Source organism: Sulfurivermis fontis, assembly GCF_004001245.1.
Classification (GTDB): domain Bacteria; phylum Pseudomonadota; class Gammaproteobacteria; order Thiohalomonadales; family Thiohalomonadaceae; genus Sulfurivermis; species Sulfurivermis fontis.
In genome coordinates this window covers 2590697-2610780 of sequence record NZ_AP018724.1, presented here as the reverse complement: position 1 = coordinate 2610780, position 20084 = coordinate 2590697, and the positions used below count along the sequence as shown (strand labels likewise).

Sequence of the window (20084 nt, the reverse complement as noted above, 5' to 3'; positions counted from 1 at the left end):
GCTCCTCAACCGGCCGCCAGCTTCAGCGCCGGCTTGTGACGCGGCTGCGCCGGCACATCGGGTTGGGCATGGCGCTCGTGCAGGAACTTGAGCACGGCGGCGCGGTAGTGGTTGTAGCGGGGGTTGTCGGCCAGCAGCAGGCGATCGCGCGGCCGCGGCAGGTCGATGTGCAGCACCTCGCCCACCGTCGCGCTCGGCCCGTTGCTCATCATCACGATGCGGTCGGACAGCAGTACGGCCTCGTCCACGTCATGGGTGATCATGATCACCGTATTGTTCAACCGCGCCTGGATCTCCATCAGCGAGTCCTGCATGTGGGTGCGGGTCAGCGAGTCCAGCGCGCCGAACGGCTCGTCCATCAGCAGCACCTTGGGTTCCATGGCCAGCGCCCGGGCGATGCCGACGCGTTGCTTCATGCCGCCGGAGATCTCGTCGGGGCGGCGGTCGAGGGCGTGGGTCATGTGCACCAGTTCCAGGTTGTGCAACGTCCAGTCGTGCCGCTCCTGCTTGCTCTTGCTGCCTTTGAATACGGTGTCGACGGCGAGGCGCACGTTGTCGTACACGCTGAGCCAGGGCAGCAGGGAATGGTTCTGGAACACCACCGCGCGATCCGGTCCCGGCTCGTCCACCTCGCGGTTCTCCAGCAGCACGCCGCCGGTGGTGGCCTTGAGCAGGCCGGCGACGATGTTGAGCACCGTCGACTTGCCGCAGCCGGAGTGGCCGATGAGGGAGACGAATTCACCCTTGTTCACCTTGAGCGCCACGTCCCTGAGTACTTCGAGCGGGCCGTGGTCGGTGGGGAAGGTGATGCCGACATGATCGATGTTCAGATAGGTCATGACTTGCTCCTTTCTCTGCAAACACAAGGCCAGTAATCCGCAAATAAACGCGAATCAACGCGAATCTTGATAACCCACGAGTATTTGGGTCCATTGGCGTTCATTTGCGGACTCCTTGTTGTTTGCATGACGAATGCATCTCAGCGCAGGACCGCGTTGCGGTCCCAGCTCACGCGCCGTTGCAGCAGCAGCATGCCGCGATCGAGCAGGAAGCCGACCAGGCCGATGGCGAACACCGCCACCATGATGCGGGCCAGCGAACTGGAGCTGCCGTTCTGGAATTCGTCCCAGACGAATTTGCCGAGGCCCGGATTCTGCGCCAGCATCTCGGCGGCGATGAGCACCATCCAGCCGATACCCAGGGACAGGCGCATGCCGGTGAACATCAGCGGTAGGGCGGAGGGCAGCACGATCTTCACCGTCTTGGTGAACCAGCCCAGGCGCAGCACGCGGCTGACGTTGAGCAGATCCTTGCTCACCGAGGCGACGCCGACGGTGGTGTTGATGATGGTCGGCCACAGGCAGCACAGGGTGACGGTGATGGCCGAGTTGACGAAGGATTTGGCCAGCAGCGGATCGTCGCTGACGTAGAGCGCGCTCACCACCATGGTGACCAGCGGCAGCCAGGCCAGCGGCGACACCGGCTTGAAGATTTGGATCAACGGATTGAGCGCCGTGTACAGGGTGGCGCTCATGCCGCAGGCGATGCCGACCGGAAGGGCGATCAGCGTGGCGAGGATGAATCCGGTAGCGACGGTGAACAGGCTGGTGCCGATCTGATCGATGAATGTGGGCTTGCCGGTGTAGGGGCGGATCTTCACCTCGGCAGCGGGGTCCTCCGCCAGCTTCGCGGCGTTGCGTTCTTCCTGGCGCTGATAGAACGCTGCCGCCTTGGCGCGTTCGGAGATGTGTTCGTCCAGCAGGGCGCCGGCCTGCTGCCAGACGGCTACCGGGCCGGGCAGTTCGCCCAGCGAGGTCTGGATGTTTTTTGCCGCGGCGCTCCACACGCCGAGAAATATGGCGATGGCGATGAGCGGGATGAGCAGGTGACGCACCATGGCGACGACGCGGCGCGGGAACCGTGTGCTCTGCAGGCAGGCCTGTAGGCGATCCAGGGCCGGGGCGTTGAAGGTGGTGCGCGGGTTGAACAGGGCGATGATCATGGCGTGGTCCTCCGTGCCGGCTGGGGCTAACCCGGCCGGCGGTGTGTCAGATTTGTTCTTTGTCCTTGAGACCGATGGCGAACTGCCTCAGGTAGTCGTTGGGCTTGCGGCCGTCGTAGGTGATGCCGTCGATGAAGCCGGTTTGCGGTGGGCGGAAACCGCTTTCCGTGGCGAAGTCCGGGAACTCCTCGGCCTGCATCTTGCCCTCGGCGATCAGTTCCTGTGCCGCGGCGGCATAGATGTCCGGGCGGTAGACCTTCTTCGCCGTTTCCATGTACCAGCTGTCCGGCTTGCCTTCGCTGATCTGGCCCCAGCGGCGCATCTGCGTCAGGTACCACACCGCGTCGGAGTAGTAGGGGTAGGTGGCGTGGTAGCGGAAGAACACGTTGAAGTCGGGCACCGCGCGCTTGTCGCCCTTTTCGTATTCGAAGGTGCCGGTCATGGAGTTGGCGATGACGTTGACGTCGGCGCCGACATACTGCGGCCGGGCCAGAATCTGCACCGCCTCGGCGCGGTTGGCGTTGTCGTTCTCGTCCAGCCAGCGGGCGGCGCGGATCAGTGCCTTGATCACGGCCTTGTGGGTGTTTGGGTGCTTTTCGGCCCAGGCGGCGGACACGCCGAACACCTTCTCGGGATTGTTCTTCCAGATTTCGTAGTCGGTGATCACCGGCACGCCGATGCCCTTGAATACCGCCTGCTGGTTCCATGGCTCACCCACGCAGTAGCCGTTGATGGTGCCGGCCTCCAGCGTTGCCGGCATCTGCGGCGGCGGCGTGACGGAGAGCAGCGCCTCGGCCTTGAGCTGGCCCGAGGTGTCGCCCTTGTGCGGTGCGTAATAGCCGGGGTGGATGCCGCCGGCGGCGAGCCAGTAGCGCAGCTCGTAGTTGTGGGTGGATACCGGGAACACCATGCCCATGTTGAAGGGTTTGCCTTCCTTCCTGAACTTTTCGATCACCGGCTTGAGCGCATCGGCCTTGATCGGGTGCAGCGGCTTGCCATCCTTGCCCTTGGGCAGGTGCGATTTCATTTCTTCCCACACGGCGTTGGAGACGGTGATGCCGTTGCCGTTCAGGTCCATGGAGAAGGCGGTGATGATGTGGGCCTGGGTGCCGAAGCCGATGGTGGCGCCGAGCGGCTGGCCGGCCAGCATGTGGGCGCCGTCGAGTTCGCCGGTGATGACGCGATCGAGCAGCACTTTCCAGTTGGCCTGGGCCTCCAGGGTGACGTACAGGCCTTCATCCTCGAAGTAGCCCTTTTCGTAGGCGATGGCCAGCGGCGCCATGTCGGTCAGCTTGATGAAACCGAACTTCAGCTCTTCCTTTTCCAGCTTGGCCGCCTGGGTCTGACCGCCCAGCAGCAACAGGCCGGCCAGGGCCAGGGTGGTGTGTTTTATGAAGCGGCGGCGGGTGCTGCCGGTGCGTTGTCTGTCCTGTGTCATTGCCTCGTCCTCGTTTGCGGGAAATAAAAAAGGCGTCCATCCGTGCAGATCGAAATCCACACGCATGGACGCCTTTGTCCTGGTCGGCTTGAGCCGTCACCCGCCGCGGCCCGCCATTGGGTCGATGTTGCGGCTGGATGAGACCGGCGACGTTGCCGGTGCCTGTCTGGTGTTTTGCAACCGCTGTGCCAAGGAAGGCTGCGTTGGGCCAGGGCCGCGTCAGGAGTGGGGTTGGGGCGTTATCACCTGTGTTGCCGGCCCCTGCCGCACGCCTTCGTTGCACCAACGCGGAGCGCGGTGCCCGGTTTTAAGGCAAGGAAGGTACGAGGGGAAAGGGACAAGATACGAGGGAGGGGTGCGCTGCGCGCACGGCTTTTTCTTGTACCTCGTATCTCGCCCCTCGTACCTGTGTTCTTCGTACCTGGAACTGCCGGGCGTCAGCCCAGCAGCTTCATGATGGCGATGACGCTCTTCGCCACCTCGGGCAGCTTCTTGCCCTGATCCATCGCCAGCTTGCGCAGGGCCTGGTAGGCCTCGTTCTCGCTCATGGCGCGGTGCTGCATCAAGAGGCCCTTGGCCTGTTCGATCACCTTGCGCTCCTCCAGCGAGGTCTTGGTACGCGCCAGTTCCTCGCGCAGGGCCTGGTATTCGCGGAAGCGGGCGATGGCCACCTCCATCACCGGGCGCACGCGCTTGCCGCTCAGGCCGTCCACCACATAGGCGCTGACGCCGGCCTTGATGGCCTGGTTGATGGTGCCGCTGTCGTCATCCTCGGCGAACATCACGATGGGCCGCGGTTGCTCGCGGCTGATGCTGCGCATCTGCTCCAGGGTGTCGCGGTCGGGGGAGTCGAGGTCGATGATGATCACATCGGGCTGGTGATGTGCCACCTCGGCGCTCAGGTTTTCTGCGCCACTCAGGCGGGCGATGACGCTGTAGCCGGCGTCGGCCAGCGCCTGCTCCAGCAGGGCCGCGCGGCCGCGATCCGCGTCGCAGAGCAGGACGCGCAGGGCTGGCTTGGCAGATGACGGTGGCATGGCAAAGAAGTAATCGAGAGTAGATATGTGTCAAGGCAGCAAGCCGCGTGCCAGACAGTATTTGCCTGTTATTGGTGCATCCATTCATAATGTGAACGCGCTCACCTTGCGCCATACCGCATCATCACGGGAACACGCGCGCCACACGCCGCTCCCGTTGCCACCGGAAGGCACTATTCAGATATCGGGTGCCTGATGAGAAAAATAGTCCTGCAGTACCGTTACTGGCCGTTGCCGATCCTGATCTGGACCCTGGTGGTCCTCGTCTCCTTTCTGTGGAACCAGGCGCAGATGGAGCAGAAGGCGCTGCAACTGGCCAACGACCGCGCCCAGTTCGTGTTCAAGATGGTGGAGTCGGTGCGCCTGTGGAACGCGCGCCACGGCGGTGTGTATGCCCCCATCGATGATTACACCCAGCCCAATCCCTATCTCGATGTGCCGGAGCGCGAGATCACCACGCCATCGGGCACCACGCTCACCATGATCAATCCGGCCTACATGACGCGCCAGCTCACCGACGTGGTGGCGGAGCTGAGCCAGTTGCGCCTGCACCTCACCAGCCTCAAGCCGCTCAACCCGCACAACGCGCCCGATGCCTGGGAGCGCAGCCAGTTGGAGAAGTTTGAGCACGGCGTGGGCGAGGTGAGCGAGCTGGTGGGGCAGGGTGAGCAGGCGGTTTTCCGCTTCATCGCGCCGCTGCGCGTGCAGCAGCCCTGCCTCAAGTGCCATGAGCACCAGGGCTATCGGCTCGGCGATATCCGCGGCGGCGTCAGCGTGTCCTTCGCCGCCGCGCCGCTGCTGGCGCCGGAGGCGGTGCAGCTGCGCAACATCGGCCTGACCCATCTGGCGGTGTGGCTGCTGCTGTCCGGCCTGACGCTGTTCGCCCTGTCGCGTTTCCGCCGCCAGATGCTGGCGCTGGAGTCGGCCAAGGCGCAGACCGAATGCATGGTGGAGCAGCGCACCGCCGAGCTGCGCGCCGAGGTGGCGGAGCGGCAGCAGGCGGAGGCGCAGTTGCGCCTGTTCATCGAGTCTTCCGGCGAGGGCATCATCGGCATGAACCTGCAGGGGCTGTGTACCCTGGTCAATCCCGAGGCCCTGCGCCTGCTGGGTATGGCGCGGCCGGAGCAGTTGCTGGGCCGTGCGGTGCACGAGCTGATCCATCACAGCTATGCCGATGGCCGCGTGCATCCGGTCGACGAGTGCGCGCTGCACGGCACCCTGCGCGACGGCAGCGTGGTGCACGACGACAGCGATGTGTTCTGGCGCGCCGACGGCAGTCGTTTCCCGGTGGAATACCGCTCCCACCCGCTGTACAACGACGGCCGCCTGCTCGGCGCCGTGGTTACCTTCAGCGACATCACCGCGCGCAAGGAGGCCGAGGCGCAGTTGCGCAAGTTGTCCAGCGCGGTGGAGCACAGCCCGGCCGCGGCCATCATCACCGACAGCGAGGGCACCATCGAATACGTCAATCCGCGTTTCGTGGAAATGACCGGCTATCAGCCGGAGGAGGTCATCGGCCAGAATCCCCGTCTGTGGCAGTCGGGCATGACGCCGCTCAAGACCTACCAGCGCCTGTGGGCCACCATCAAGGGCGGCGAGGTGTGGCACGGCGAGGTGCTCAACAAGGCCAAGGACGGTCACCTGTTCTGGGAGAACGCGCGCATTTCGCCCATCAAGAACGACGCCGGCGTGATCACCCACTTCGTGGCGGTGAAGGAGGACATCACCGAGCGCAAGGCGCAGGAGGAGTTCATCTGGCGCCAGGCCCATTTCGACGGTCTGACCGGCCTGCCCAACCGCGAACTGTTCGCCAAGCGCCTGGAGCAGGCGCTCAATCAGACGGACCTGAGCGAGGCTCAGGCCGGCCTGTTGTATATCGATCTCGACGGTTTCAAGCAGGTCAACGACAGCTTCGGCCACGCCGCCGGTGATACGCTGCTGCGCGAGGTGGCGCGGCGCCTGCTCACCTGCGTGCGCGACAGCGATACCGTCGCGCGCCTCGGCGGCGACGAGTTCGCCATGGTGCTGGCCCAGGTGCACGGCGTCAGCGGCGCGCAGGTGGTGGCGCAGAAGGTGTTGCAGGTGCTGATGCAGCCATTCCAGTTGCAGGAGCAGAGTGTCACCCTGTCGGCCTCGGTGGGCATCGTGTTCTATCCCGATGACGGCGCCACCGCCGACGAGTTGCTGCGCCGGGCCGATGCAGCCATGTACCGTGCCAAGGAGGCTGGGCGCAACGGCTACCGCTTCTATAAAGACCCTGTCTGACGTATGCTTTCCCCACGCCATCCGCGCGGGCACCTACACTAAGGAAGGTCTGAACTTATTCAGAGCCTTCCTAAGAACAACGTCGGGCCACTCCAGCGCTGGGCATGTTCCTGACTGCAACCACCCACTTGCGCCTGGGCAGCTTTTTTCGCCGTACACACGCGGGGGCGCACGGTATCGACCATGACTATACGTTCCGTATCGCCGATCTGGTGGCGACGCCTGCTTTTCATGTCGTGCCTGCTGGCCACGCTGGCCCAGGCTGCGCCGCTGGAGGTCAAGATCGGTGTGCTGGCCTGGCGCGGGCCGGAGCAGACCCTGCGCATGTGGGAACCCACTGCCACCTACCTGACGCAGCACGTCGCCGGCTATCGTTTCGTGATCGTCCCGTTGGCCTTCGATCGGCTGCTGCCGGCGGTGGCGAGTGGCGACGTGGATTTCGTGCTGGCCAACTCCTCTTATTACCCGGAGATGGAGCTGCGTTACGGTGCCAGCCGCATCGTCACCCTGCGCAACCGTGACGCGGGGCACGCCTACACCCACTTCGGCGGCGTGATCTTCACCCGCGCCGAGCGCGCCGACCTGCGCGAGGTCACCGATTTGAAGGGCAAATCCTTCATGGCGGTGGACGAGCAGTCCCTGGGCGGCTTTCATGCCGCCTGGCGCGAGCTGAAGGACGCCGGCATCGATCCCCACCGCGACTTCAAACCGCTGCGCTTCGGCGGCACCCATGATGCGGTGGTGTACGCAGTGCGCGACGGCACGGTGGACGCCGGCACGGTGCGTACCGACACCCTCGAGCGCATGGCCAAAGAGGGCAAGATCCGGCTGGAGGATTACCGCATCATCCAGCCCACCAGCCACCCGGACTTTATCTTCCTGAGCAGCACCCGGCTCTATCCGGAATGGCCCATGGCGCGGTTAAAGCACACGCCGCAGGACCTCGCCCACAGCGTGGCCCTGACGCTGATGCAGATGCCGCCGGACAGCGAAGCGGCGCGGCGCAGCAATACCGCCGGTTGGACCATTCCCGCCGATTACCAGCCGGTGCATGACCTGCTGCGCGAACTGCGCATCGGTCCCTACCGTGACTATGGCCGGGTACACCCCGGCGACGTGCTGCGGCAGTACTGGTACTGGCTGCTGCTGGGCGCGCTCGCCATCGTGCTGCTTGTCGGCGGCATGGTGCAGATCGGTCGCGTCAATCGCCGCCTGCGCATGACCGATGCCGAACTGAGCCACGCCCGTGACGAACTGGAGCGGCGGGTGGATGAGCGCACCTCCGAACTGCGCCATGCGCTGGAAGAACTGGAGGACAGCCGCCGCCGCATCGAGCTGTCGCAGCGCGACTGGCACGACGCCTTCGATGCCATCCCCCATCCCATCTTCATCCACGACAAGGACATGCGCATTGTCCACGGCAACCCGGCCTACATCGCCCGCGCCGGCATGGACGCCGCGCAGATCATCGGCAAGCCGTACTGGGAAGTGTTTCCGCGCGGCGACGGACCGCTGCCGGCCTGCCGCCAGTTCCCCGATCGCCTGCAGGCCCACGGCGACGAGGTGGTGCTGCCCAGCGGCGAGGTGTTCGTGTCGCAGTCCTTCGGCATCCGCCACATGGACGGCAGCATCCGTCACGCCATCCACATCCTGGAGGACGTCACTGCCGAGCGCCGCGCCGAGGCGCAGCGCCGCACCCTGAGCCATGCCGTGGCCCAGGCCGGCGAAGGCATCCTGGTGCTCGACCCGGCGCGCATCATCACCTACTGTAACCCGGCGCTATGCGGTCTGCTCGGTGGCTCCCATTCCGAGTTCGAGGGGCGCACGCTGTTCGAGCTGTTTCTGCCGGCACAGCACGAACAGGTGAATGTCATCTTAGAGCAGGCGGCGCGTCCGGAGGGCTGGATGGGCGAGTCGCTGCTGCGGGCGCGCGGCGGCCGGCAGATACCGGTGTTTCTCACCGCCAGCGCTATTCATGATGAGCAACGGGTCCATACCGGCTATGTCTTTACGCTGATGGATCTCAGTTCGGTGAAGGAGGCCGAGGCGGCGTTGAAATATCGCCTTGCCTTCGAGTCACTGGTGGGCGGTATTGCCAGCCGCTTCGTCACCGCCAGCGCGGATTCCATCGAACAGGAGATCAATCGTGCCCTGCAGCAGATCGGTCAGTTCGTCAACGCCGATCGGGCCTACATCTTCGGCCTGGATGACGAGGCCGGCTGTCTGAGCAATGTGCATGAGTGGTGTGCCGAGGGTGTGACACCGCAGGCGGCCCGCCTGGCCGAGCTGGCGATGGACAAATTCCCCTGGTGGCTGGGGCGTCTCAAGCGCAACGAGCCGTTGCTCATCAATGACGTAATGACGTTGCCCCCGGAAGCGGCAGCCGAACGCGACGAGTTCCTCGCCGAGGGTATCCGCGCCATGCTGATGGTGCCGATGAGTTACGGCGAACACCTCGCCGGTTACATCGGTTTCGATGTGACGCAGCAGCCGCGCAGCTGGGCCAAGGAGGATATACGCATGCTGCGCGCCGCCGGCGAGATCATCTCCAGCTCCCTGCAGCGCCTGGCGGCGGAACTGCGCGTGCGGCGCAGCGAGATGCGGCTGAAGGAGGCGCAGGAGATCGCCCACCTCGGCAACTGGGAGTGGGACATCGTCGCCGGCACGCTGTACTGGTCCGACGAGATCTACCGCATCTTCGGCATCGAACCGCAGGCCTTCGGCGCCACCTATGAGGCCTTCCTCGGCTACGTGCATCCCGATGACCGGTCCCTGGTGGAGGCGGCGGTGGACAGCGCACTGCGCCAGGAATCGGCCTACGAGATCGACCACCGCATCGTGTTGCCCGACGGCTCGCACAAGGTGGTACACGAAAAGGGGCAGGTGATCGTTGCCGCCGACGGTGCACCGCAGCGCATGATCGGCACGGTGCAGGATGTCACCGACATCCGCCGCGCCGAGCGCGAGCTGCAGCGCCTCAACCGCGCCCTGCGCACTCTGAGCCGCGGCAATGAAACCCTGGTGCGCGCCGAGAGCGAAGACCAGCTGGTGCGCGACATCTGCCAGGTGCTGGTGGACGTGGGCGGCTTCCGCCTGGCCTGGGTCGGTTATCCGCAGCAGGACGCCGAGAAGCGCATCCTGCCGGTGGCCTGGGCCGGTCATGATGCCGGCTATCTGCAGCACTCACGCTTCAGTTGGGGGGACGATGAGTGGGGCCGCGGCCCTACCGGCACGGCGTTGCGCAGCGGCGAAACCATCATCGCCCGCGATCTGTTGCATGATCCGTCCTACACGCCCTGGCGCGAAGAGGCACAGAAACGCGGCTATGCCTCGCTCATCGCCCTGCCGCTGCGCCACGGCAGCGAGACGCTGGGTGTGCTCACCATCGACGCGGCGGAGCCGGATGCCTTCGACAAGGAGGAGGTGGCTTTGCTCACCGAATTGTCCAACGACCTCGCCTTCGGCATCGTCAGCCAGCGCAGCCGCGTGCGGCGCGAGGCGGCGGAGCGCGAACTGGCGCAGAGCGAGGAGCGCTACCGCGCCCTGGCCGAGAGCGCACAGGACCTCATCTACCGCTATCAGCTCTACCCGGAGCGCCGCTTCGAATACGTCAGCCCCTCGGCGCTGGAGATGACCGGCTATACGCCGGAGGAGCACTATGCCGATCCGGACCTGGGTCTGAAGCTGGTGCATCCCGACGACCGCCACCTGCTGGAAGCCATGGCGGCCGGCGAACAGGTGGGCGACGGCGTCCTCACCCTGCGCTGGATTCGCAAGGATGGCACGCTGATCTGGACCGAGCAGCGCAATACCCTGCTGTACGATGAAACCGGGCGGCTGGTGGCGCTGGAGGGCATCGCCCGCGACATCACCGCGCGCAAGCAGGTGGAGGACGAGCGCAAGCGCATCGGCGAGAGCCTGCAGCGCTCCCTGGTGCAGACCATCCAGGCCATCGCCGTCACCATCGAAAAGCGCGACCCCTACACCGCCGGCCATCAGCAGCGCGTGGCGGAGCTGGCCACCGCCATTGCCGGTGAGATGGGCCTGCCGGAAGAACAGCGCGAAGGCCTGCGCCTCGGTGCGCTGATCCACGACATCGGCAAGATCTATGTGCCGGCGGAATTCCTCAACCGCCCCGGCCACCTGAGCGATACCGAGTTCGAGATCATCCAGTCCCATCCGGTGATGGGCCACGACATCGTCAAGGGCATCGAATTCCCCTGGCCGGTGGCGCAGATGGTGGTGCAGCACCACGAGCGCCTCGACGGCAGCGGCTATCCGAAGGGACTCAAGGGCGACGAGATCCTGCTCGAGGCGCGCATCCTCGCCGTGGCCGACGTGGTCGAGGCCATGGCCTCGCACCGTCCCTACCGTGCCGCCCTGCCGCTGGAGGAGGCGCTGGTGGAGATCGAGCGCTTCCGCGGCGTCCGCTACGACCCGGTGGTGGTGGACGCCTGCCTCAGGCTGTTCCGCGAAAAGGGTTTCACCTGGCAGGGTAAATAAGTCCCAAGTTGCAAGTTACAAGTGGAAAAGCCTTTTCTTGCCACTTGAAACTTGTCACTTGCAACTAGTTGGTGCGCCTGCCCCACGGCCTGCACCAAATTGACACAAGCCACAGGCCACAACACCCCTCGGACGCCACCTGCCTCGTCCTGGTGCGCTTCTTGCTCTGTAAGCTGCAACGGACAACCCCACAGAGGTGCAACGCATCATGCTGGACCAGACCCTAGCCGTAGTCCTCGCCGGCGGCACCGGCACCCGCCTCAAGCCGCTCACCGCCGAGCGCGCCAAGCCGGCGGTGCCCTTCGGCGGCAAGTACCGCATCATCGACTTCGTACTGGCCAACTGCCTGCACTCCGGCCTGCGCCGCGTGCTGGTGCTGACCCAGTACAAATCCCACTCGTTGCAGAAACACCTGCGCGACGGCTGGTCGATCTTCAATCCCGAGCTGGGCGAGTACATCACGCCGGTGCCGCCGCAGATGCGCACCGGCGAGCGCTGGTACCAGGGTACCGCCGACGCCATCTACCAGAACCTGTATCTGGTGGAGCGCAGCGAGGCCGAGGCGGTGCTGATCCTCTCCGCCGACCACATCTACCGCATGGACTACGCGGCGATGCTCAAGGCGCACAAGGCCGGCGGCGCCGATGTCACCGTGGCGGCGATGGAGGTGCCGCTGGGCGCGGCGCGCGCCTTCGGCGTCATGGCGGTGGATGACGCGGACCGCATCATCGGCTTCGAGGAAAAGCCTGCGGCGCCCAAACCCATACCGGGACAGCCCGACGAGGCGCTGGTATCCATGGGCATCTATGTGTTTTCCACCGCGCTGCTGCTGGACGAGTTGCGCCGTGACCATGCCGACGAGGCGTCCAGTCACGATTTCGGCAAGGACATCCTGCCACGCCTCATCGCCAGCCGGAAGGTGATGGCCTACCGCTTCGGCGGCGACACCGGCCGCGTCACGCCAGATCGCTACTGGCGCGACGTCGGCACCATCGACGCCTACTACCAGGCCAACATGGACCTGCTCGAACCGGTGCCGCCGCTGGACCTGTACCAGGCCGACTGGCCGATCCGCTCCTACCAGATGCAGACCCCGCCGGCGCGCACCGTGCCCGGCGTCTCCGGTACCGAGGGCATCTTCATCAACTCCATCGTTGCCGGCGGCGTGGTCATCGCCGGCGGCAGCGTGCAGCACTCGATCCTGTTTCCCCAGGTGTTCATCGACGACGGCGCCTTCGTCGAGGATGCCATCCTGTTCCAGGGCGTGCGCGTCGGCGCCGGCGCGCGCCTGCGCCGCTGCATCCTCGACAAGGACGTGGTGGTGCCGCCACGCGAGCAGATCGGCTACGACGGCAAGCGCGACCGCGAGCGCTTCACCGTCAGCGAGCAGGGCATCGTGGTGGTGCCCAAGGGCTATCGCTTCGCCTGACCCCTCCGGGGGGCACGAGGGACACGGTGCGCGGCGCCGGTTCGGTACCGTAGGGCCGTCGAAACCGGCCCTCCATCCAAACCATGACGCCGGGTTCCCTCTCTTCCTGGGGGGAGAGGGAGCCGGCGTGCCGACCGAGCGATCACGCCCGGGTATTCGTATCCAATTGATATAAAAGGGTTTGCTTGCTCTCATCGCGGTGCGGCAGAGGCCTTTTGGGGCCACCATACACCTGTCGACGGCCTCCTTCCCCAAGCCGGCTTCCTCCGTAGGCCACGGAAAAATCAGCAATTTGCCGCGATTTCGACTAATATGTGCCCCCTCAAAATTTGACCCCCCGACAGTTTTCCAAGGAGAACCATGTGGCTGAAGCAGATCTCGAACTGCAATTGAAAGTTTGGAAAGACCTCGCCATCAGCAAGCAGGTGCTGATGCGCGCCGCAACCGATGCCCTCAAGCTGGACCCGAATTGTTCCCAGGAAGAACTCAAGGCTGCCCTCGATAACGCCATCAAGCGCTATATCGAGGCCGACATCAGCGTCAGCAAGGCGCAGGAGCAGGCCAAGGTCGCCGTCTCCACCATGGAGAAGAAACTGGCCGACAGTGAAAAGGCGCGCAACATCGCCGAAGCCGCCCGCGCCGAAACCCAGGCCAAGCTGGAGAAGTTCGAACAGCAAATGGTCGCCGAGCGCGCCCAGCACGCCGCCGAGGTGAAGAAGCTGAAGGACGCCGTCGCCGAGAAGGAGCGCGCCATCAAGGCCATCAACACCGCCCTGGCCGACACGCCGGAAAACGTGGTGAAAAAGCTGAAGGCCCTGAAGAAGGAAAAGATGGACGAGGCCGACGCGCGTAAGGAAGTCGCCGCCGCCAATGCCGCCCTGCGCAAGGAAAAGCAGGCCCTGGAGCAGCAGGTAAAGAACATGCAGGCCGCGCAGGACAACGCCGCCAAGCTGGCGGAGAAATACCGCGAACTGTATACCCTGTGCAGTGATCTGCACGCCCAGCTCAAGTCGCTGGTGGAAGACGCCAAGAGCCTGCCCGAGCTGCCGGCGCTGGAGGTCGCCGCGCTGGAAGGCATCGAGAAGGCCGGTGCCGAGGAAGAGAAGAAGGCCGGCAAGGGCAATCGCTGATCGGTGCTGCTTCAAGTGAGCGCGCCTGACTGACGGGGGCAGTCAGGCGCGGCTCAACTCACGGGGCGACAGGCTCCAGCGGTCGTAGGGTACGCAATGCGTATCCTGCCATCACAGCAGATGTTTCCCGTCGAACACGTCCGCCTCCAGCGCGAACGTATCCACGCCGTCGACGCAGCCTAGATTGGCGCGGAAGTGGCCGATCTTGCGTGCGGTTTCGTGGAAGGTGTAGATGCCGCAGTGCCTGCAGAAGTAGTGCTTCGCCGCCCGGCGCCGAACTGGTACAGCCCCAGCGCGCCTTCCTCCGCTTCAATCCTGAACAGCTCCGGCGCAATCGGCTCGGGCGACATCATCGCGCCCTTGCGCGCGCAGATGGAGCAGTTGCAGCGCAGGCCCTTGGTGATCGGCGGACAGTCGAAGGAGAACTTTACTTTGCCGCAGTGGCAGGAGGCGGTGTGGTGGGGCATGGGAAGTCCTTTTCAGTTTCTGTTCAACGCCTAGCTCAGCCGACGCGAGCCCGCGCAGCGGTTGAGCGGCTGGCTGGTGTGCCGTGTTAGAAGTGTTACCCGCCAACCTTGTTGTACGCCAGTTCAATGTATGGCTTGACCAACTCAAAGTCTTGCTCCGACGCAATTGTGAATTCAGCGTCGCCTGTGCCGTAGTGCCCGATTTCCGTGACATCACGATAGAATTTCGGCGGTGACCCAACATCGGCAGCACTAAGTTTTACGAACAGCTTAATGTTTCGACTCTGCGGTTCCATGCAAACAATGTTCTGAGAAATTTTGTAGGCAACGTAAAATTTCTTTGGCACTTCCTCGACAGCAGGATCGAGCCCGACAATGAACTCCCGAATGCTGTGCATAAGTGACTGAATGTGAGCAGGTTTTCCCTCAAGGTGATCGTCGAATTCATAAGTGGCTGTAGCGCGTACCTGAGCTGCCTTTTTTCCGGCCTCTACCATGACTGGGTTCTTTCCCGCATCGACAGAGGAAGGCGATGCGGTTGGAGTGCTCCCCGAATTTCGGACCACTGGCTAGTTGAGGATAATAAGCCAGTGGAGGACCTATGAAGAAGTCGAGATTCACCGAAGAGCAGATCGTTGGGATAGTGCGGGAGAGCCAGGCCCATGGGGTGACGGAGACCGCCCGCAAGCACAAGGTCTCGGAGCAAACACTGTATACCTGGCGCAAGCGCTATGGCGGTATGGAGGCAAGCCAGGTCACGGAGCTGAAGCGGCTGCAGCAGGAGAATGCCCGCCTCAAAAAGCTGGTGGCCGAGCGGGACCTCGAAATCGAGGTGATGAAGGAGATAGCGGCAAAAAAATGGTAGGCGTGCCGGACCGCCTCGAAGCGGTGCGGCACGCGACCGAACGCGGTATCTCGCAGCGTCGGGCCTGCCGGTTGCTGGGGGTGTCGCGCTCAATGGTCACCTATCGGTATCGGCAGCCGGAGAAGGACAAGGCACTGTGTGAGGCCATTGAGGACATTGCCAAGGCGCACTCGGCCTGGGGTTACCGTCTTGTAGCCGGATGGCTGCGCGAGAATGGTTCTAGTGCGAGCCTGAAGCGCGTGCGGCGGTTGTGGCGCCAGGAGGGCTATACCGCCCACTGGCGTAAACGCCGCAAGAAGAAGCGTACAGGCGCGCGCCTTGATCCGCCGCCCCATGGGCCGAACAGCGTCTGGTGCATGGATTTCTCCGAGGACCGTTTAGAGAATGGCCGGCGTTTTCAGACCCTGCTCGTCAAAGACGAGGCGACAGCCTATTGCCTGGGACTGCCGGTGGCGCGCTCCTTCAAGGCAGTGGATGTCGAGCGGGAGCTGGATCGGATGGTGGAGCAATATGGCTGCCCCGATTTCGTCCGCTGTGACAACGGTGGTCAGTTCATCGCCTTCGTGGTGCAGCGTTGGGCTCAGCGTCGTGGCATACGCATGGCGCACATCGACCCTGGCAAGCCTTGGCAGAACGGGGCGGCTGAAAGCCTGGTGGCCACCTACCGCCGCGAAGTGCTCGATGCGGAGCTGTTTCACACCTTGCTGGAGGCTGAGGTGATCAGCGAGAGATGGCGCCGGATGTACAACGAGCAACGACCGCACAGTCGTTTGAACTATCGGCCTCCGGCTACCGCCTATCCGGCAAAGAAGGTAGTCTAGAGAGCGAAACTAAAGAACCCGGTGGTCCGAGATTTGGGCTCCAGTCACGGTGACCTTTGTTGCCTGGAACACCTCTTCAAGATAAATGGAACCGTTCTTAAACAGGCGGTACTTCCACAGCTCTATATTTGCCCCCATCACTTGAACCGCATGAAGGTCGTATTTCTTATAGTTCGGCGCAATGCAGATAACCCGAACATCGGACCAGTCAACTTCGACGCCGTTCCCTAGTGACCGCTGAACGGCTATTTCGAAATCGCCCTTGTGATCATGAATCCAGTGCAGGTAGAACAGGCTTTGGTTTATAAGCTCGGAAGATTCCACCTTCTTGTATTCAATGATTACAGGATTGTTATCCTCGGACAGCGCGAGGCTGTCTATGCGCCCGGCATGTAATGCGCCCGTTGAGAACTCTGAGGCAACAAAGCGGCAGTTAAATACTGCCGAAAGGTTCCTCTCAATTAGGGTTTGTAGCTCCTTCTCCAGAGCGAAGTTCGCTTGCTCCACAGGAATAAGGTTTTCCCCTGACATCTCAAATAGTGGCATTACGAAAGGCCTCCGATCTTTCTCAAGTTTATAACTGTGTATTAGGCATGATTACATGCTATTGGTGATCGGCCGCATTGGCCTGTCACGACAGCAAAGGAAATATCCGATTGTGTGACCGATTAACGCGCAAACGTGGATTTGGATCAAGAGGATGGTTGTTGTGCGCTGTCGCGCGGATTGATTTTGATGCGGGGAGCCGCCCCGCGCGCGGGTCACTTTCTTTGTCCCGCCAAAGAAAGTAACCAAAGAAAGTCGGCCCGATTGCCGCGCCCTGCGGGTGCCCTGGCTTCATTCGGCACATCCCTGTGCCTCACCCTTCGGGCAGCCTACGGCTGTGCGATTCGGCTATCCTGCCGAATCGTCGGCGCGGCAGACGGGAGGGGCGGAAAGTCAAAGGATTAAAAACATAGAACACAACAAGCGTGTCCTGGTCCTCATCACATCGCCACGGGACTTTCAAGTCGCCCTGGCAACATTCGGACTCAGGACAAACATGCGCTTCGCGCAGCCCCGGCACGTCCTGCGTCCCACGGGCCTCGTTGAGGCCCTGGCCACAAATGACTCTACGCCGGCACACCTTGGCTGCTTCGCCCGCCAAGGCCCGGCTACCGGGGCTCCTTCGCCTTCCGGGCTCAGTCACGTGAGAGCTGTGCGCTGGTGATCTAAATACATCGGTAACAGATGGGTCCAGGGACATGGGTGACAGTGTGTGTTTGTACACCTGTAGGAGCGCCTCTGGCGCGATTCGGCGTTGAGCCTTGCCACAGGTCGTAATCGCGGCGGAGCCGCTCCTATGGGAGGCTCCCTCCCCACTCAAGTGGGGAGGGGTGGGGAGGGGCGTTAGGGATGGTGCCGGCCCACGCGCCCCCTCCCGGCCTCCCCCACGTCCGTGGGGGAGGAGGAAGAAAGTGTGCGCGGAGCGCACACCGAACAGCGCGATGCCGACAGGCGAGCCTGTAGGAAATCCCCTATGTCTCGCCGAGCAACGCAGCCCGAGGCGGAATAGCCCGCAGGGGGCGCGCCATGGATGGCGCGCATTCCTCCGTCAGTACAGGGACGTGCTGTCGGAGGAACCCGCCTCGGGCGAGTAGCGCAGGGGACCGCGATAGCGGCGAGACATCGGGGCCGCCTTCCTTTGGTTACTTTCGTTGGCGGGACAACGAAAGTGACCCGCGCGCGGGGCGGTCCCCGCATCGATATCAGCGCGCGCAGCGCACAATCCTCCGCCGATCGTTGGCCTGCCCCATCTCCCTCAGGTATCCTCCAACGACCAATCAAACCCACACCAAGGAGAATTGAATGGACGCCTCCCACCCCGTGAGCGCTGAACACGAGTTATCCGGCGCGCTGGCCGTCTTCGGTATGGAGGGACCTGCGGCGCCCGGCGCCGTGGATAGCTTTGCGGTGTGGGTGGGATGAAGGTGGACCCTCACGGGCCGACGGCATCGAAGTGCCCAAGGTGGAAGATACTGAAGGTCTTCACAGGCAAACCGGAGGGTCCGAAATGAATGGTAGCAAAACGGTCGTTGGCGTGGATATCGCCAAGCGGGTATTTCAGTTGCACTGGATCGACATGGAGACCGGAGAGATCGTGAGCCTGCAGCTCAAGCGCGAGAAGTTCCTCGAACACTTCGCTAACCGGCAACCATGCCTCATTGGGATGGAAGCCTGCGGCGGTGCGCAGCACTGGGCGAGGAAACTCACGGCGCTGGGCCACCAGGTCAAGCTCCTGCCAGGCAAGGCGGTGAAGCCGTTCGTCACCGGCAACAAGAACGACCGGCAGGACGCGCGGGCGATCTGGACAGCGGTGCAGCAGCCGCACGTCAAGGCGGTGGCGATCAAGACGGAAGAACAGCAGGCCATCCTGGCGCTGCACCGCATGAGGAGCCAGTTGGTCAAGTTCCGCACCGCGCAGATTAACGGCCTGCGGGGGTTGCTCGCCGAATACGGTGAAGTGATGCCGCAGGGCAAAGCGGGGGTCAGGAAGGGAATTGCTGCGGCTTTGGCCAGACTGGAAGACCGGCTGCCGGCAATGGTGATCGATACGTTGCGCGAGCAATGGGCGCGCATCGAGAAGCTGGATGGGGAAATCGCCGCCATCGAGCAGCGCATCCAGCTGTGGCTCAAGCAAGACGAAGCTTGCAAGCGAATCGCTGAAATTCCTGGTGTCGGGCCGCTGACCGCCACGGCGGCGGTCGCCATCATGGGCGACGCCAAAGCCTTCAAGTCGGGGCGAGAGTTCGCCGCCTTCGCCGGCCTGGTGCCGCGACAGGTGGGCACTGGTGGGCGCATCAAACTGCTCGGCATCAGCAAGCGCGGTGACACCTACCTGCGCACCTTGCTGATTCACGGTGCGCGATCCGTGCTGACCCACGCCAAAGACCCCGGCCCGTGGGTCACGAAATTACGCCAGCGCCGGCCGCTGAATGTCGCGGTCGTGGCCCTGGCCAACAAGATGGCGCGAACGATCTGGGCGATGCTCGCCCATGAACGGACGTACCAAAAGGGATTCGTCAGTCAGCCGGCATAGGTGCCTGACGAGTGTATCAACCACTTTGAAGAAAGGAGTGGCCGCCGTAAAGGTTGCGCAAGGTCGATAAAGTGTGATGGCAAACAGGTCAGACCGTGACCCGCCAAACCTGTATGGCGGTAAGGACTTCGAGTCCTTCAGGAGAATGAGGCGCGGGTCAGCGGATTCCATCAGGGCCAGCAGGTCTATTCCTGCACAACAGGCCGGATATAGAACTGCAGCCTATCTGTCCCAACACACCAAAATCGCCCTTGGCAAACGGGAGGCGTCCATATAGTCACGCCATGGTCACTTCCATCATCCTCATCAACGCCGAACGCGACAAGGTCAACGAGGTGGCCGAGCATCTGGCGGGGATCGACGGGATTACCGAGGCGTATTCGGTGAGCGGTCAGTACGACATCATCGCCATCGCCCGTGTGCCGGCGGCGGAGGACCTGGCGCATCTGGTGACGCATCGTTTGCAGAGCATCCATGCCATCACCAAGACGGAAACCCTGCTGGCCTTCAAAGCGTATTCGCGCCACGACCTGGAGTCGATGTTCGAGGTAGGGGGGTGAGGCTTCACGCTGCGGCATTCCTGCCGCAGCGTCGGCGCTGCCGACTTATTCCTTGTGTTCGCTGAGCGGTGTTCCCGGCGTGCCGGCATAGAACCACGATCACCGCCGGCACGTCGCCTTCGTTCTTCCCGTAGTGCCAGGTATTCACCACCTTGATGACGGCTTCGCCGGCCTTGAGGTGCAGGGTTTCGCCGCTTTCCTTCACCACGGTCAGTGCACCGCTGAGCAGGTAGCCGGCGTTGATCACCGGATGGCGGTGCAGCGGCAGCTGCGCGCCGGGAGCCACCTCGACGCGCAGCACGCTGATCTCCGGCGCGCCGTCCGGATAGGCCGGCAGCCGGTTGTAGTCCCAGCTGCGGCTGGCCTGGGCCAGTATCTCGGTCTTGATGGCGCTGTCCTGTGCCCGGGCTGCAGTGGACAGCAGCAAGAGACAGCAGGTAGCGGCAAGCAGTGGCTTCATGGCGTTTCCCTCGTGCATGAGCTCATGG

At 63.5% G+C, this 20084-nt stretch carries 14 protein-coding genes and 2 pseudogenes; 8 read left to right on the top strand and 8 right to left on the bottom strand.

What is annotated here, in order from left to right; translation table 11 throughout:
* Positions 1-5 precede the first annotated feature (5 nt).
* The 4 genes from EP379_RS13090 to EP379_RS13075 form a co-directional block, all read right to left on the bottom strand.
* On the bottom strand, positions 6-839 hold the full coding sequence (locus EP379_RS13090) for an ABC transporter ATP-binding protein (RefSeq protein WP_127478225.1): 834 nt from the start codon (positions 837-839) through the stop codon (positions 6-8).
* A gap of 140 nt (positions 840-979) precedes the next feature.
* Entirely contained in the window at positions 980-1897 is a 918-nt protein-coding gene (locus EP379_RS13085) for an ABC transporter permease (RefSeq protein ID WP_127478930.1), read from the bottom strand.
* Positions 1898-2048: 151 nt separating this feature from the next.
* Complete coding sequence (locus EP379_RS13080; RefSeq protein ID WP_127478224.1) at positions 2049-3440, bottom strand: CmpA/NrtA family ABC transporter substrate-binding protein; 1392 nt, start codon at positions 3438-3440, stop codon at positions 2049-2051.
* Positions 3441-3877: 437 nt separating this feature from the next.
* Positions 3878-4477 (bottom strand): ANTAR domain-containing response regulator, encoded by a 600-nt coding sequence (locus EP379_RS13075; RefSeq protein WP_127478223.1) that lies wholly within the window; start codon positions 4475-4477, stop codon positions 3878-3880.
* Positions 4478-4672: 195 nt separating this feature from the next.
* Here EP379_RS13075 and EP379_RS13070 point away from each other — a divergent pair, with 195 nt between their 5' ends.
* The 4 genes from EP379_RS13070 to EP379_RS13055 all read left to right on the top strand — a co-directional run bounded on the left by EP379_RS13070 (position 4673) and on the right by EP379_RS13055 (position 13804).
* Entirely contained in the window at positions 4673-6742 is a 2070-nt protein-coding gene (locus EP379_RS13070; RefSeq protein ID WP_127478222.1) for a diguanylate cyclase domain-containing protein, read from the top strand.
* Positions 6743-6925: 183 nt separating this feature from the next.
* Entirely contained in the window at positions 6926-11245 is a 4320-nt protein-coding gene (locus EP379_RS13065; protein ID WP_127478221.1) for a PAS domain S-box protein, read from the top strand.
* Positions 11246-11453: 208 nt separating this feature from the next.
* On the top strand, positions 11454-12674 hold the full coding sequence (gene glgC / locus EP379_RS13060; RefSeq protein ID WP_127478220.1) for a glucose-1-phosphate adenylyltransferase: 1221 nt from the start codon (positions 11454-11456) through the stop codon (positions 12672-12674).
* A gap of 362 nt (positions 12675-13036) precedes the next feature.
* The gene (locus EP379_RS13055) at positions 13037-13804 is read left to right on the top strand and encodes a hypothetical protein (RefSeq protein WP_127478219.1); all 768 of its coding nucleotides are present in this window, start codon (positions 13037-13039) and stop codon (positions 13802-13804) included.
* 179 nt (positions 13805-13983) lie between these two features.
* Here the strand turns inward: EP379_RS13055 and EP379_RS17090 are convergent, their stop codons facing one another.
* Together EP379_RS17090 and EP379_RS13045 are read right to left on the bottom strand one after the other, a co-directional pair.
* Positions 13984-14271 carry a GFA family protein gene (locus EP379_RS17090; RefSeq protein ID WP_476718235.1) on the bottom strand — a complete coding sequence of 96 codons (288 nt, stop codon included), beginning with the start codon at positions 14269-14271 and terminating at the stop codon, positions 13984-13986.
* Positions 14272-14366: 95 nt separating this feature from the next.
* Positions 14367-14810: pseudogene (locus EP379_RS13045) on the bottom strand (DUF5655 domain-containing protein); the annotation flags it as partial.
* A 62-nt stretch (positions 14811-14872) separates the two neighbouring features.
* Here EP379_RS13045 and EP379_RS13040 point away from each other — a divergent pair.
* Both EP379_RS13040 and EP379_RS13035 read left to right on the top strand, forming a co-directional pair.
* The gene (locus tag EP379_RS13040) at positions 14873-15136 is read left to right on the top strand and encodes a transposase (protein WP_127476513.1); all 264 of its coding nucleotides are present in this window, start codon (positions 14873-14875) and stop codon (positions 15134-15136) included.
* Complete coding sequence (locus tag EP379_RS13035) at positions 15130-15957, top strand: IS3 family transposase (RefSeq protein ID WP_127476515.1); 828 nt, start codon at positions 15130-15132, stop codon at positions 15955-15957. Before EP379_RS13040 ends, EP379_RS13035 begins: the two co-directional genes overlap by 7 nt.
* A 54-nt stretch (positions 15958-16011) precedes the next feature.
* Here the strand turns inward: EP379_RS13035 and EP379_RS13030 are convergent.
* Positions 16012-16503 (bottom strand): annotated as a pseudogene (locus EP379_RS13030) (PDDEXK family nuclease); the annotation flags it as partial.
* Positions 16504-18010: 1507 nt separating this feature from the next.
* Here EP379_RS13030 and EP379_RS13025 point away from each other — a divergent pair.
* Both EP379_RS13025 and EP379_RS13020 read left to right on the top strand, forming a co-directional pair.
* Positions 18011-19036 (top strand): IS110 family RNA-guided transposase, encoded by a 1026-nt coding sequence (locus tag EP379_RS13025; protein WP_127476133.1) that lies wholly within the window; start codon positions 18011-18013, stop codon positions 19034-19036.
* A 284-nt stretch (positions 19037-19320) separates the two neighbouring features.
* On the top strand, positions 19321-19596 hold the full coding sequence (locus tag EP379_RS13020; RefSeq protein WP_127478218.1) for an Lrp/AsnC family transcriptional regulator: 276 nt from the start codon (positions 19321-19323) through the stop codon (positions 19594-19596).
* 4 nt (positions 19597-19600) lie between these two features.
* On the opposite strand, the gene EP379_RS13015 is transcribed toward EP379_RS13020, so the two are convergent.
* Positions 19601-20056, bottom strand: coding sequence for a cupin domain-containing protein (locus tag EP379_RS13015; protein ID WP_127478217.1), 456 nt, complete (start codon positions 20054-20056; stop codon positions 19601-19603).
* Between the last annotated feature and the right edge of the window lie 28 nt (positions 20057-20084).